General features: G+C 69.5%; 13 protein-coding genes. 2 read left to right on the top strand and 11 right to left on the bottom strand.

The window, feature by feature from the left end; translation table 11 throughout:
• Positions 1-40 precede the first annotated feature (40 nt).
• Both M3N57_12635 and M3N57_12640 read left to right on the top strand, forming a co-directional pair.
• Entirely contained in the window at positions 41-2,080 is a 2,040-nt protein-coding gene (locus M3N57_12635; protein ID MDP9023517.1) for an aconitate hydratase, read from the top strand.
• 53 nt (positions 2,081-2,133) lie between these two features.
• Positions 2,134-4,080 (top strand): cation:proton antiporter, encoded by a 1,947-nt coding sequence (locus tag M3N57_12640; GenBank protein ID MDP9023518.1) that lies wholly within the window; start codon positions 2,134-2,136, stop codon positions 4,078-4,080.
• Positions 4,081-4,149: 69 nt separating this feature from the next.
• Here the strand turns inward: M3N57_12640 and M3N57_12645 are convergent, their stop codons facing one another.
• From M3N57_12645 to gcvH, 11 genes are all read right to left on the bottom strand, one after another.
• On the bottom strand, positions 4,150-4,368 hold the full coding sequence (locus M3N57_12645; protein ID MDP9023519.1) for a helix-turn-helix domain-containing protein: 219 nt from the start codon (positions 4,366-4,368) through the stop codon (positions 4,150-4,152).
• 51 nt (positions 4,369-4,419) lie between these two features.
• Positions 4,420-4,791 carry a response regulator gene (locus M3N57_12650; protein ID MDP9023520.1) on the bottom strand — a complete coding sequence of 124 codons (372 nt, stop codon included), beginning with the start codon at positions 4,789-4,791 and terminating at the stop codon, positions 4,420-4,422.
• Positions 4,785-7,841, bottom strand: a complete 3,057-nt coding sequence (locus M3N57_12655; protein MDP9023521.1) for a PAS domain S-box protein — start codon at positions 7,839-7,841, stop codon at positions 4,785-4,787. The genes M3N57_12650 and M3N57_12655 overlap by 7 nt, the downstream gene beginning before the upstream one ends.
• Before the next feature lie 65 nt (positions 7,842-7,906).
• Positions 7,907-8,470 carry a hypothetical protein gene (locus M3N57_12660; protein ID MDP9023522.1) on the bottom strand — a complete coding sequence of 188 codons (564 nt, stop codon included), beginning with the start codon at positions 8,468-8,470 and terminating at the stop codon, positions 7,907-7,909.
• A 6-nt stretch (positions 8,471-8,476) separates the two neighbouring features.
• Positions 8,477-9,019, bottom strand: coding sequence for a MerR family transcriptional regulator (locus M3N57_12665; protein MDP9023523.1), 543 nt, complete (start codon positions 9,017-9,019; stop codon positions 8,477-8,479).
• Between the two features lie 309 nt (positions 9,020-9,328).
• Entirely contained in the window at positions 9,329-9,829 is a 501-nt protein-coding gene (locus M3N57_12670; GenBank protein ID MDP9023524.1) for a bifunctional nuclease family protein, read from the bottom strand.
• 36 nt (positions 9,830-9,865) lie between these two features.
• Positions 9,866-10,426: a hypoxanthine phosphoribosyltransferase gene (gene hpt / locus M3N57_12675; protein MDP9023525.1), complete on the bottom strand. Its 561-nt coding sequence runs from the start codon at positions 10,424-10,426 to the stop codon at positions 9,866-9,868.
• Positions 10,423-11,622, bottom strand: a complete 1,200-nt coding sequence (locus M3N57_12680) for a D-alanyl-D-alanine carboxypeptidase (protein ID MDP9023526.1) — start codon at positions 11,620-11,622, stop codon at positions 10,423-10,425. The genes hpt and M3N57_12680 overlap by 4 nt, the downstream gene beginning before the upstream one ends.
• Positions 11,619-12,344, bottom strand: a complete 726-nt coding sequence (locus tag M3N57_12685; GenBank protein ID MDP9023527.1) for a MerR family transcriptional regulator — start codon at positions 12,342-12,344, stop codon at positions 11,619-11,621. The genes M3N57_12680 and M3N57_12685 overlap by 4 nt, the downstream gene beginning before the upstream one ends.
• 2 nt (positions 12,345-12,346) lie before the next feature.
• Positions 12,347-12,844 (bottom strand): zinc-ribbon and FHA domain-containing protein, encoded by a 498-nt coding sequence (locus tag M3N57_12690; GenBank protein ID MDP9023528.1) that lies wholly within the window; start codon positions 12,842-12,844, stop codon positions 12,347-12,349.
• A 109-nt stretch (positions 12,845-12,953) separates the two neighbouring features.
• Positions 12,954-13,340, bottom strand: coding sequence for a glycine cleavage system protein GcvH (gene gcvH / locus M3N57_12695; GenBank protein MDP9023529.1), 387 nt, complete (start codon positions 13,338-13,340; stop codon positions 12,954-12,956).
• Between the last annotated feature and the right edge of the window lie 136 nt (positions 13,341-13,476).

The following is a 13,476-nucleotide window of genomic DNA, read 5'->3' on the forward strand; positions in this document are numbered from 1 at the left end:
GGGTCACGGCCGACGTCGTTCGCGAACGGAAGGCCACACCGTGGGTCTGAACGTCGCGAAGAAGATCATCCAGGCTCACCTCGTCGAAGGTGACATGCAGCCGGGCGACCCGATCGGGATCCGGATCGATCAGTCGCTGACACAGGACGCAACCGGCACCCTGGTGATGCTCGAGCTCGAAGCGATGGGCCTGGACCGCGTCAAGACGGACCTGTCCGCGCAGTACGTCGACCACAACGTCATCCAGGAGGACCACAAGAACCCCGACGACCACCTGTTCCTCAAGTCGGCCTGTGAGCGGTTCGGGATCTGGTACAGCCGGCCTGGGAACGGCGTGTCGCACCCGGTGCACCAGGAGCGGTTCGGCAAGCCGGGAGCGACCATGGCCGGGTCCGACAGCCACACCCCGGCCGCTGGCGCGATCGGGATGGTGGCGATCGGTTCGGGCGGTCTGGACGTCGCGCTGGCCATGGCCGGCGAGCCGCTGCGCATCAAGATGCCCCGGATCTGGGGTGTGAAGCTCGTCGGGGAGCTGCCCGACTGGGTCTCGGCCAAGGACGTCATCCTGGAGATGCTCCGCCGACACGACGTGGATGGCGGCGTCGGGAAGATCGTCGAGTACTACGGGCCGGGGCTCGCGGCGCTGTCGTGCATGGACCGGCACGTGATCGCCAACATGGGCGCGGAGATGGGCGCCACCACGACGGTGTTCCCCGCGGACGCCGAGGTCCGCCGCTTCCTCGAACAGCAGGGCCGCGCCGACGACTTCACCGAGATCGTTGCTGACGACGACGCGACCTACGACGAGCACGACGAGATCGACCTGTCGCAGTTGGAGCCGCTGATCGCGCTGCCGACCAGCCCCGGGAACGTCGTCCCGGTGCACGAGGTCGCCGGTGAAGACATCGCGCAGTCCTACGTCGGTTCGTCGGCCAACCCCGGCTACCGCGACTTCGCCGTGGCCGCGGAGATCTGTCGGCTGGCGGGGCGTCAGGTGCACCCCCGCGTGTCGCTCGACGTGAACCCCACCTCCCGCCAGATCCTGGAGAACCTGGCCCGTGACGGGCACCTGCTGTCGCTGCTGCATGCCGGGGCGCGGATCCACCAGGCCGGGTGCAACGGCTGCATCGGGATGGGTCAGGCGCCCGCCACCGACGTCATCAGCTTGCGGACGGTGCCGCGGAACTTCCCCGGGCGGACGGGGACACGCGAGGACAGGGTCTACCTGTGCAGCCCCGAAACGGCCACCGCGTCGGCGCTGACGGGTGTGATCACCGACCCGCGCGACCTCGAGGACGAGTTCGCGATGGCCTACCCGCGGGTCCACGAACCCGATGAGATCATCCTCAACGCCGAGATGCTGCTCGGCCCGCCACCTCGGGATCAGGCCCGCCAGGTCGCGATCCGCAAGGGGCCCAACATCGCGTCGATACCCGAGATGGAGCCGCTGCCGGACCACGTCGTGGTCCCGGTGCTGCTGAAGGTCGGCGACAACGTCTCGACCGACGAGATCCTCCCCGCGGGGACGCGCGTGCTTCCGTACCGCTCCAACATCCCCGCCATCAGCCGCTTCGCGTTCGACATCCTGGATCGCACCTACCACGACCGGGCGCTCGACGTCCGCGAACCGGGGCAGGCCAACGGGATCGAGTTGACCGGCGGACACGCGGTCGTCGGGGGGAAGAACTACGGGCAGGGCTCGTCACGGGAGCACGCGGCGCTGGCGCCCCGCTACCTCGGGCTCCGCCTGGTCCTCGCCAAGGACTACGCACGCATCCACTGGCAGAACCTGATCAACTTCGGGTTGCTGCCGTTGACGTTCGTCGACGAGGCCCACCACGACGACATCGCCCAAGGTGACGTGCTGCGGATCAGCGGCTTGCGCGAGGCGGTCGCGACCGGGAACCACATCGAGGTCGACAACCTCACCAACGGCACGAACTTCCCCGCGACCCACCAGCTGTCCGAGCGGCAGGTCGACGTGCTGCTGCAGGGTGGCATCATCCCGTGGATGAAGCAGCGGCTCAGCGCCAGCGAGACCTCAGACATCGAAGTGGTCGAGGCCCAGCCCGGCCGGTGATCCGTCAAGGCACCTGACCGAGTCGCGCCCGTCTCGAAGCGGGGGAACCGCGCGTGGATGTGCTACAGCTGCCGCTGGCGCACCCTGCGCTCCTCTTCATCGTCGTCTTCGGCGTGATGCTCGTCGCGCCGATCGCTGCTGAGCGGCTCGGCGTCCCCGGGCTGATCGGGCTCATCGTCGCGGGGACCTTCGTTGGGCCGCACACGACCGGGTTGCTCGAACGCGAGGGCGTCATCGAGGTGCTCGGCGACGCCGGACTGCTCTATCTCATGTTCCTCGTCGGGCTCGACCTCGACCGCGAGAGCTTCGCGGAGCACCGGCGCCCATCCCTGGTCTTCGCGGCGGCGACGTTCGTCATCCCGATGCTGCTCGTTACCGGCGTCGGCGTGGGCCTCGGTCTGTCACTCGTGGGCGCGCTCATCGTCGCGTCCGCGTTCACGTCACACACGCCGATCACCTACCCGCTCGTGCAGCGGCTCGGGCTGGCGCGGAACCCGGCGGTCATCGCGACGATCGGCGCGACGCTGATCTCGACTGTGGGAGCACTTCTCGTCTTCGCGATCGTCGCCGCGATCGGCGACGATGTGGCGGCTCCGGTGTTCTGGATCCAGCTGGTCGCGATCCTCGCGGTGTTCCTCTTCCTCGTTCTCCGGGGTCTGCCCCGACTCACCAAGTGGTTCTTCGCGGGACTCGGCCAGGACCGCATCGTGCGGTTCGTCTTCGTGCTCGTCGTTCTCTTCGGTTCGGCCGCGCTCGCGGAGATCGCCGGCATCCAAGCGATCGTCGGCGCGTTCCTCGCCGGCCTCGGCGTCGCGAGGTTCGTTCCGGCGGGGAGCTGGCTGCGCGACCGCGTCGAGTTCCTCGGCCAGTCCTTCCTCGTGCCGGTGTTCCTGGTATCCACCGGCATGATCATCGATCCCATCGCCGTCGTGACCGCGCCCGAACGTGTCGCGCTCGGCCTCGGCCTCACCGTGGCAGCCTTCGGCGCGAAGACGGCGGCGGCCGGGGTGACGGCGAGGGTCCTGGGCTACAGCCGCCCGGAGCTCGGCATGATGATCTCTCTCACCGGAGCTCAGGCGGCGGGTGCCCTCGCGGTCACGCTCGTCGCCGTGGAGGTGGGCCTCCTCCAGGAGCGTGCGCTCGACGCGGTCATCATCGTCATCCTTCTCACCTGCATCGGGAGCGCGCTGATCGGGGAGCGCTCCGCTCCGAGGATGCAACGCCCTGCGCGGAAGATCCCACCGCTGGGAAGGACGGTGGTTGTCCCGATCGCGAACCCGCATTCGGTCGGTCCGCTCGCGGAACTGGCGGGTCTCATCGCGGTCGGCGACGGCGGTGAGGTGCTCGCGGTCAACGTCCTGGGGTTCGAAGCGTCACGTGAGCAGCTGGACGAGCATCGCACCGCCACCGAGGCGGCAGAGAAACTCGCTCGAAGCCGTGGAGCCGACGCTCGTTCGCTCGTCCGCATCGACTCGTCGCCCTCTGCAGGGGTGCTCCACACGATCGTGGAGAACGACGCCTCTTGCGTGCTCCTCGGGTGGAAGGGCTACGCCAACGCGCGTGAGAACTTCTTCGGTGGGATCATCGACACGGTCCTGCGCCAGGTCCGCGTGCCCGCTCTCGTCTGCCGGCCCGGGACCGACGAGGTGGTCGAGCGGATCGTGCTCGCCGTCACCCGCGCCGACCTCACCCCGGCGGGGCGTCTGGACCTCGACCTCTCGATCGAGGTGGCGACCCGACTCGCCGACGAAGGCGGGGTCCCTCTGCTCGTGATCATGCCGGTGAACGATAAGGGAGTTCGCGAGCGGCTCGGAGAGCAACGTGAGACCAACCAGGTCCTCGATCCGCGTCGCCCGACCGAGTCGCTTCCGCAGCGCACCGTGGAAGGCGACATCGTCGTCTTGGGCACGCCACCGACCCGCCCCGGGATCGGTCACAACTCCGAGCGGATCGCCCGCTCGGTTCCTGAACGCACCGTGATCGTGGCCGTGCGGCGGTGATCCAGGTCGGGAGGCGCTTCACCGTTCGCCATGCCGAGCGGGATCAGTCGAGCCGCCGCTCCGGCCGGATCAGGGTCCCTCCACCACGCCGGCCTCCCGCGCGATCTGACCCGGAGAGAGACCGAGGGCGTCCTCGATATCGCCAAGTGTGTCGGGCGATGGTGTCTCATCGCCTCGTTCGAAGGCGTCGATACGCGCTTCGCTCATGTCGAGGCGCTCCGCGAGCTCGGCTTGCGTCATGTCCTTGCCGAGCCTGGCTCGTCGGACCAGCTCACCGATCTTCGACAACCGTGTTCCCTCCAGACGGTCGCAGGCAACGCTAGCGCCGCGCCACCGACGTCAGGACTCGAGCAGCGCGTGCAACGTGTCTGCGAGCGTCGTGATCTCCGATTTCGCCAGCGTGATCAAACCGAGGTCGCGAGCACAGACCTCGACGTCCGGCGTGAGGTACGCGGAGAAGAGCACGATCGGGAGGTCGAAGCCGAGATCGATCAGCGCCCGTGCCGTGTCGACCCCGCTGATCCCCGCCATACGCTGGTCGATGACCAGCGCATGCAGTTCGGCGCTCTCGAAGCGTTCCAGGACCTCCTCGCCGGAGGATGCCTCGTCGACGACCCAGCCGGCCCGTTCCAGCTGCAGCCGGACGATCAAGCGCACGTCGGGCTCGTCGTCGGCGACCAGCACTCGGCGTTCGACGTCGACGCCTACCACGGCTCCACCGCCGGAAGCCCGACCGTGAACCGGGTCCCGGAACCGACCTGGCTGTGTACGGTCAACGTGCCGCCCATGGCCTCGATCACCGCCCTGCTGATGTACAGGCCCAGGCCCGTTCCCGGCGTCCCAGCCACGTTCGAGCCACGGTGGAACTTCTTGAACAACTGCTCGAGGTCCTCGGGAGGGATCCCGCAGCCGTCGTCGACCACGTCGATCACGACCTGTCCGTGTCGGTGCCGCGCCACGACGCGGACCGCCCCGTCGGAGAACTTGATCGCGTTGGACAGCAGGTTCATGACGATCTGGTCCAGCCGCTCGGGGTCGGCCGTGGCCATCGGCAGGTCAGCCGCGGCTCCGATCACGATCTCGCGCCGGTGGCTGAGCAGGTCGACGGTCCGCTCGATCGACTCCACCACGTCGGTCGGGCGCAGGCGCACAACGAGCTTGCGGTCCGCCTCGAGCCGCGAGTAGTCGAGGAACTGCTGCACGAGCCCGTAGAGGTTGCGCGACTGTCGCGCCAAGGTCGCGTACAGCTGTCGGCGTTGCTCCGTGGGCATCTCCGGGTCCGCCGCTAAGAGATCTGTCAAGCCCGCGATGCTGGCCAGGGGTGTCTGCATGTCGTGTGAGATGCCGGCCAGAAGCTCCTCGCGGAAGCGCGCGGCTTCCTGGGCTGCGGTTAGCTGGTACAGGCGGGCCTTCTCGATGGCGGCGGAACCCAGCTGCGCCAGCTGGTGGAGCAGCGCCTCGTCGGTCTCCGTGAAGCTTCCGCCCAGCCGGTCGCAGACGCTGATGTGGCCGAGCGTCGCGCCGTCGCGCGCCAGCAGCGGAGCGGACAGGGCCGCGTCGTCGGAAGCGTCACCGCCACGGGCCGGCGTCGCTTCGTGGTGTCCAGGCGGCTGGGTGTCGTGCACGGCCACGAGCGACGTCGCATCCTCGGTGCCGTCAACGAGGCGCGTTTCGGCGCGGTGAACGCCGATCAGTTCGGCAGCCTGGCGGGTCACCTCGTCCAGGATCTCCTCGAGACTGATCCGGGCGTTGATCACCAGGGACGCGCGGGTCAGGCCCTGAAGCTGGGCGGTGTACTCCGCGGCGAGGCGGTACTCGAGCTCCCGTGCCTCGAGCTCCTCCAGACGCCGTCGCTCCGAGACATCCTCGATCACCCCGATCACGAAGCGCGGGTCGCCTTCAGCGTCGCGTAGCAGCGACTTGGTGGTCCGGGCCCACACGACGCTGCCGTCGCGGGCGCAGTAGCGCTTCTCGAGCATCATGACGTCGCGGGCACCGCTGACCAGCTCAGCGAACGACAGCCGGCTCTCCTCGGCGTCGCGGGGGTGAGTGACATCCAGGAACGTCCGCTGCTGCAGCTCCTCCTCCGAGTAGCCGAGGGTCCGCGTCAGCGTGGCGTTGGCGCGCAGGAAGCGCCCGTCGAGGTCGATGACGGAGGTCCCGATCGGCGAGTGCTCGAACAGTGACCGGAAGCGTTGCTCGCTCTGCGCGAGCGCTTCCTGGGTCCGGTGGGGTTCGGTCACGTCGAGCACCACCCCCTCGAGGAGGGTGGGGCGCCCGTCGTCGTCGTAGACGGCGTGACCTCGGTTCGTCACCCACCGCTCGGTCCCGTCAGCGTGGCGGACGGGGTACTCGACGGCGTACGGCTCGCGTCGCCGCGTCGCACCCAGGATGACGTCACCGACACGGTCGAGGTGGTCGGGGTGGACCACGTCGACATGGTGGCGACGGTCGGCGAGGAAGTCCGCCGCCGGGTACCCCGCCACGGCCTCGATGCCGTCGCTCAGGTAGTGCATCCGCCAGGGCGGTGTGGCATCGCAGCGGTACACCGCCCCTGGGATGCTGTCGACCATGCTGCGGAACCTGGCCTCGTGGCTCTCCAACTCCCGGTTGAGCGCCGCGATCGCCGCCTCGTCGCGCTTCCGCCCGCGGACGTCGCGCTGCACCGTCCCGATCGCGACCGGCTCGCCGGTCTCCGAGGCGCGGATGGCGAAGATGCTCATGTCGACATCGATCGCCTCACCGGTACCGAGATGGCGCAACTGGCCCTCCCCCGTCCAGCTGCCATCCTCCAGCACGGTCGCGATCACCGACTGCCGCAGCCTCGCCCAGGTTGCCTCGGTGAAGAAGTCACGTACCCGCCGCCCAGCGACATCGTCGGCTCCCAGCAACCGTCGGGCAGCCTGGTTGACGAAAGTGACGTTCCCGTCCAGGTCAGCCAGCGCAACCAGGTCGCTGGTGTTCTCCACGATCGCGGCGAGGCGGCGTGCCTGCTGCTCAGCGCGACGGCGGTCGGTGACGTCATGCAGGGCGACGACGGCTCCCAGTTGCCGGCCCTCCTCATCCACCAGCGCCTGACCGTTGGCGCTCAGCACCCGGGCCCCGTCTGGTGCGGCGAGCACCACCTCGGCGTCGCGCAGCACCTCACCGCGCAGCGCCCGGTACAGCGGAACATCGTCCAGCGGCAGCGGCGTCACCCCATCCGGCGCGTACAGCTGGTAGTGCTCAGCCCAGCGCTGGGCGGGGATCGGCTCGAACCTCGTACCATGAAGCTCCCGCGACGCACGGTTGAACAGCGTCAGGACACCGTCCGCGTCGCACGCGACGATCCCGTCGTGCAACGAGTCCAGCAGCGTCTCGACGAACGACTGGCGCTCGCGCGCGGCATGCTCCTGCAGCTTGTGCTCGGTGATGTCCGTCCCGACGACGTAGACCAGCCCGTCCTCGGCTTCGAGCCGCGCGGCGATCTGAAACCACCGGTCGGAACCGTCCCGGTGGCGCAGCCGGACGTCGCGGCGCAGGAGGTAGACCTCGCCGCCGATCAGCCTGCTCCACTGCGCACCGGTCGCGTTGCGCTCATCGAGGTGGACCTGATCCAGGAACCGACGCCCGATCAGCTCGGCGGAGCGCCAACCCAGCACCCTCTCGTGGGCCGCGTTCACGTCCACGTAGCGGCCGTGGAGGTCGCAGATCGCGGCGAGGTCCAAGGCCAGGTCGAAGAAGCGGGCGAGCCGCTCGCGTTGAGCCGGTCGGTCGCCCATCCCGTCTCCTGCCGGCGTGCGAACGAAGACCGGACTGTACGGCCGTTCGGCGGATGACGCAGGGATCAGCCGGGGTCGTCGTTGCCGCCGTGTTCGTCGAACCCGTACCTGCGCACCAACGCCAGGTAGTCGCGTTGGTAGAACAGCTTGCACCGCACCGCCGGGTGGTGTTCGCGCAGCAGGCGCAGCTTGCGGTTCTTCTTGGTCACGAGGCGCTGTTGGGAGGTGGTGATCTCGATGTACAGGTCGAAGGCGGGGAGGTAGAAGTCGGGCCGGAACCACGCGGTCGGCGACCCGTCGTCGTCCCACTCGATCGGGAACTCGTCGGGCTCGTACTCCCACGCGAGGCCGTAGAAGTCCAGCAGCCGTGCGAACCGTGCTTCCGAGGCGTGTTGGAAGGCGACGTCGGCGTTGGGTCGACGTTGGTCGCCTCCGCCGTGCCGCGGCCCCCCGGCGGTGAGCCGGCCGAGCGGCCAGACCCGACTCAGATCCGGGACACCGGCTGCCGGACCGCGGACGGGCGCTGGATCGGGTTCACGTAGGTCACCGACCCTGCGGTCGCTGCCGTCCGGGGCCGGTGGGACGTCGTCCCGCGCACCTGGCAGCCCCGCCGGGGGAACGTCGGGCACCCAGGATCAGCGGGCGGCGCGCACGTCAGCCGATCCCCGACCGCCTGCATCCTCAGCCGGCGGGACCGCATCGACCTCCTCCACCGGGAAGCGCGTCACCTCGCCGCGTAGCTCCTCGACGACGGGGCCCAGTGCGATGGCGAACACCCCTTGACCGCGGGCGAGCAGGTCTATCACCTGCTGGTTGTCGTCGAGCGCGTACACCGTCGAACCGTCCGAGAGCAGGGTCACGTCGGCGGGAGTCCGGCCGCGGCTGCGCAGCTCCTCGACCGCCTCACGGACACGCTGAAGTGACACGCCGGTGTCGAGCAGCCGCTTGATCACTCGCAGCTCGACCAGGTCATCGAAGGAGTACAGGCGCTGGCTCCCCGAGCCGCGAGCCTGCCGGACGGACGGGACGACGAGGCCCGTACGCGCCCAGTAGTCCAACTGTCGGTAGGTGATCCCGACGATCTTGCAGACGGTCGGTCCGCGGAAGCCGACCCGGTGCTCGGCGCCGCTCCAGAGGCTGAGCTGGTCCTCGCGGTCGAACGCGAGTGGATCTGCCATGGGTTGGCCTCCCGGCAGCGGTCACACCGGTGGAACTACGCCGATGAGGCTAGGCGCGACGCCGGCGCGATGTCAACGGCGGTGGAGGGTTCCCGCGGTGACACGCTCCCCTGCTTGCATACGGCCACGGTGGTTTGCATACATGGGGATTCGCTCCACAAGTAACCCCGTGTGGGGGCAGCATGGCTGGATCGCCTCCACCGACGGGGGGGAACAGGCGGCGGTCAGTGATCCTGGATCCCTCCACCGACGGGAGAGCGGCGGAGGTCAGTGATGCGGCGTCAGCTCACGGACGGCGATCTCGGTCCGTCAGACCTCCCGGAAGTCCTCCGGGGTCACGCCCTCGAGGAACTCGCGGAACTCGCGCAGCTGTTGCTCGGCCGCGACCTCGTCGCCTTCCTCGGTGGCCTCGATCTCCAGGCCGGCCTCGTCCATGACGTCCTCGGCGGCGTAGATCGGCACGGCGTCGAGGCGGGACGCGATCGCGATCGCATCGCTGGGCCGCGACGAGACCGTGTGAGTGCGGCCGTTCTGCACGAAGTGCAGCTCGGCGTAGAACGTTCCCTCACGCAGCTCGGTGACGTGAACGGCCTGAAGGTCGACGCCCAGGTCCTGGAGGACGTTGACGATGAGGTCGTGGGTCAGCGGCCGGGGGGTCTCCACACCTTGGAGCGCGAACGCGATGGCCGTGGCCTCGACCGCGCCGATCCAGATCGGGAGGTAACGGGTTCCCGTCTTCTCCTTGAGCAGCACGATCGGCTGGTTGGCGGGGAGTTCGACCCGCACACCGACGAGCTCAACCTCGATCACGTCGACCAGCTCCTCGTCCGACGTCCGCCTGGGACCCTACCGCAAGGCCTGGTTCGCGACCCGTTCGGGGTCGGCTCCCAGGGCGGACGCGTCCTGGACGGCGAGGATGGCGGGCAGCTGCCGGAGACGCTCGTTCCAGTCCAGCCCGTAGCCGACCAGGAACTCGTCGCCGACCTCGAACCCGACCCAGTCCAGCGGGAGGTCCGCGATGCGGCGCACGGTTCGATCCAGCAACGTGCACACCCGCAGCGATGCCGGTCGGCGCGCAGCCAGGACCTGCAGCAGGTAGGCCATCGTCAGGCCCGTGTCGACGATGTCCTCGACGACGAGGACGTGGCGGCCGGTGATGTCGATGTCGAGGTCCTTCATGATCCGCGCGGTCCCGGCCTCCCGGTAGCCGCTGATCGCGAGCAGGTCGACCGACAGCGGGAGGCCCACGTGGCGCACCAGGTCGGCGAGGAAGAAGGTGCCGCCCTTCAGGACCGTCACGAACACGGGGTCGGTCCGCGCGTACGCCCGTGTGATGTCCGCGGCGAGCACCGCGACACGCCGCTGGAGCCGCTGGCAGGGGATCCGGACCTCGACGGGGGCGGTCACATCGGTGACGTTCCCGGCGGCCAGCGGCCCTCGGCGGTGACGGCGCGCATCGCCGCGTACGCCCGGTCCGCGAGCCAGGCACCGACCGCCGCACCGCCGTGCACGTCTCGGGTGAGGGATCGCCGTCCGTGCAGCTCGACGCGGCCGACCTCGGCGTCGCGCCAGGTCAGGCGCGCGGTCGCCCTCGGTGCCGTGGCGACCTCCACGGGCGGCTGCACCGTCTGCGCGACGACGGCGTGGCTGGCCGGTGCCAGGACCACGACCGGATCGGATGCGAGCGTCACCCACTGACCCGGGGCGCGGAGCTCGATGCGCGGCGTGACCTGGACGTCAGCGAACGCCGCGAAGCCGTGGTCCAGGAGCGCCCGGGCGTCGTGGAAGTGGCCCTGCGGCCCGTCGCTGCCCAAGACGACCGCCAGCAGCCGTCGCCCGTCGCGGACGGCGGCGGCGACCAGGCAACGGCCAGCCGCCGCCGTGTACCCGGTCTTCACCCCGATCGCGCCGGGATAGGTCCCGAGCAGCTCGTTACGCGACGTCACGGTCCCAACGTCGGGCAGGTCGACCGACGGGCGCGCCGCGATCGCGGCGAATGTCGCGTCGGAGAGCGCGGCCCGCGTGATGACGGTCAGGTCGTGGGCGGACAACCGATTGCGGTCGTCGAGGCCGTCGGGCGTGTGCAGCACGACGCCGTGCAGGCCCAGGGCGGCGGCGTCCTGGCGCATCAACTCGACGAAGCCGGCTGTGGTGCCGGCGACGCCAACCGCGAGAGCTCGTGCGGCGTCGTTCCCCGAGCGCGCCACGACGGCCTCGAGAAGGTCCTCCACCGTCCACGTGTCCCCTGGATCGAGGCCGACACGGGCACCGTCGCTGCGCGTCGGCGCGACCTCTCCTCCGGCGCGGATGGCCGCCCCGAGTGACGTTCGGCGCAACGCCGTCCAGGCGGTCATGACCTTGACGGTCGACGCGACCGGCCGGCGCTGATCGGCTGCCTTGGCCGCGAGGACCTGTCCGGTGTCGAGGTTGGTGAGCAGGTACGCGTCAGCGCTCACGTCGGGTGCGCCCGGCCATCCCTGCGGTGTGGTGAGGCCGCCCACGATCGGCGGGGGCGCCGGGGGGGCTGTCAGGTCGGCGGCCTGGGCCGGGAACGTGGCGGTGAGCACCGCCGCGATCACGGCCACGACGACCCGGTGGTTCACGAGCGCAGCAGCGTCCGCAGCTCACGGGCCAGCAGTGCCCGGTGCACGCGATGGCCGTGACGCAGCAGTTCCTCGACCTGCGACGCGGCCGTGGCGCGCGCGTCGGGGTTGCGCTGCTTGAGAAGGGGCGTGACCAGCTGCTCGTACAGGGCGACCTCACGGTCCGCGAACTGCCGGTACATCCGCAGGTGACGCGGTTCGAGCCCCAGCTGCATCAGCTCCGCGGCCGCGCGTGCGGCCTGCAGGTCGTCGCCGTCGAAGCTCGAGTCGCCGCGGATCAGCCCGTGGTCCCGCAGAGCGCGCACGTCGGCGGTCTCCAGCCCGGTCGCGTCACACAACTCGGACAAGGTCAGCTCGACCTCGGCTGGGGCCGCATCCATCAACGACACGCCATCGGGTGGTGGCGGATGCACCGTGCGGTCGGGAGCCAGCGCCTGTGCCGCCGGAGTCCCTTCGACCGGTGGGAGGGGCACTTCGATCGGCTCTCCGGCGTCGAGGCGATCGAGTTCCTCCTTGATCACCCGCAGCGGCAGGTACCGATCGCGCTGCGTGCGCAGCACGTAACGCAGGCGCTCGACATCATCGTCGGTGAACTTGCGGTACCCGGAGTCGGTGCGGTCGGGATGGATCAGGCCCTCGGACTCGAGGAAACGGATCTTGCTGATCGTGATGTCGTCGAACTCGTCCTTCAGGCGGTTGAGCACCTCACCGATCGTGTACATCCTCACCGAGGCGCTCCCGGCGTGCCGAGGTCGCCTCCGAGGAACAGCAGTTTGAAGCGGCCGATCTGAACCTCGTCGCCGTTGCTCAGTGTCTCCTCGTCGACCCGGTCGCCGTTGAGGTAGGACCCGTTGAGGCTGCCGAGGTCGCGCAGGACGAAGCGATCGTCCTCGCGCTGGACAGCGCTGTGGCGGCGCGACACGGTCACGTCGTGCAGGAAGATCTCACAGTCGGGGTGGCGTCCGATGGTGGTCACATCCCGATCGAGCAGGTACCGGGCACCGGCGTTGGGGCCGCGAACGACCACCAGCATGCCGGTCCCTGGCTCGAGCTCAGGGGCGCCCTCCACCGTGGTGGTCGGGTCGAGAGCGCCCACGTCGATCGCGGCGGTGGTGCTGTCGATGTCCTGGGGCTCGTCTCGACCGTCCTCGACGGGAGCGCCGCACTGGGAACAGAAGTTCGCGTCCTCGACGAGCCTCGAGCCGCACTGCGGACAGAACATCGCGCCTCCGGTGGAGCGGTGCAGGCTCACCCTCGACTACGGGTTCACCCTGCTTCGGGGCCGCAGGGTAGCAAGTCGACGTCCACGCACAGCAGGCAGTGCCGGCTGGTCACTCGATCCGTGACCGGTACGCCTCTGCGGTCAGCAGCCCCTCGAGCTGGTCGGGGTCGTCGGGGCGGATCGCCACCATCCAGCCCTCGCCGTACGGATCCTGGTTGACCAGTTCCGGTCGATCCTCGAGGTCGTCGTTGCGCTCCTCAACGGTCCCGGAGACCGGCGCGTACAGGTCGGAAACGGACTTGGTCGACTCCACCTCGCCGAACGGCTGGCCCCGCTCGAGCTCCGCGCCGGGTGCCGGGAGGTCGACGTAGACCACGTCGCCCAGCTCATCCTGGGCGTAGTCGGTGATGCCGACGCGGACCAGATCACCTTCGCGCCGCGCCCACTCGTGTTCGGTCGTGTAGCGCAGATCGTCCGGGTACGAGCCTTCACCCACGCTGCCCCTCCGCCCTCCCGGCGATGATGACGTGCATTCCAGCAGTTACGAGCAACGCCCGACAAGTCGGTCGGCGTCGCGGTTGGTCCTCCCGACGGGGAGGGCGTTGGCGGGCGGGGGCCGATCGGTCGATCGG

It is taken from the genome of Actinomycetota bacterium, from assembly GCA_030776725.1.
GTDB lineage: Bacteria > Actinomycetota > Nitriliruptoria > Nitriliruptorales > JAHWKO01 > JAHWKW01.

Bases quoted from the DNA above. Each gene is read 5' to 3' on its own strand.
- M3N57_12655 (MDP9023521.1), bottom strand. From the start codon at position 7,841: ATGGGCGACCGACCGGCTCAACGCGAGCGGCTCGCCCGCTTCTTCGAC.
- M3N57_12685 (MDP9023527.1), bottom strand. From the start codon at position 12,344: ATGTACACGATCGGTGAGGTGCTCAACCGCCTGAAGGACGAGTTCGAC.
- M3N57_12665 (MDP9023523.1), bottom strand. From the start codon at position 9,019: ATGGCAGATCCACTCGCGTTCGACCGCGAGGACCAGCTCAGCCTCTGG.
- M3N57_12690 (MDP9023528.1), bottom strand. From the start codon at position 12,844: ATGTTCTGTCCGCAGTGCGGCTCGAGGCTCGTCGAGGACGCGAACTTC.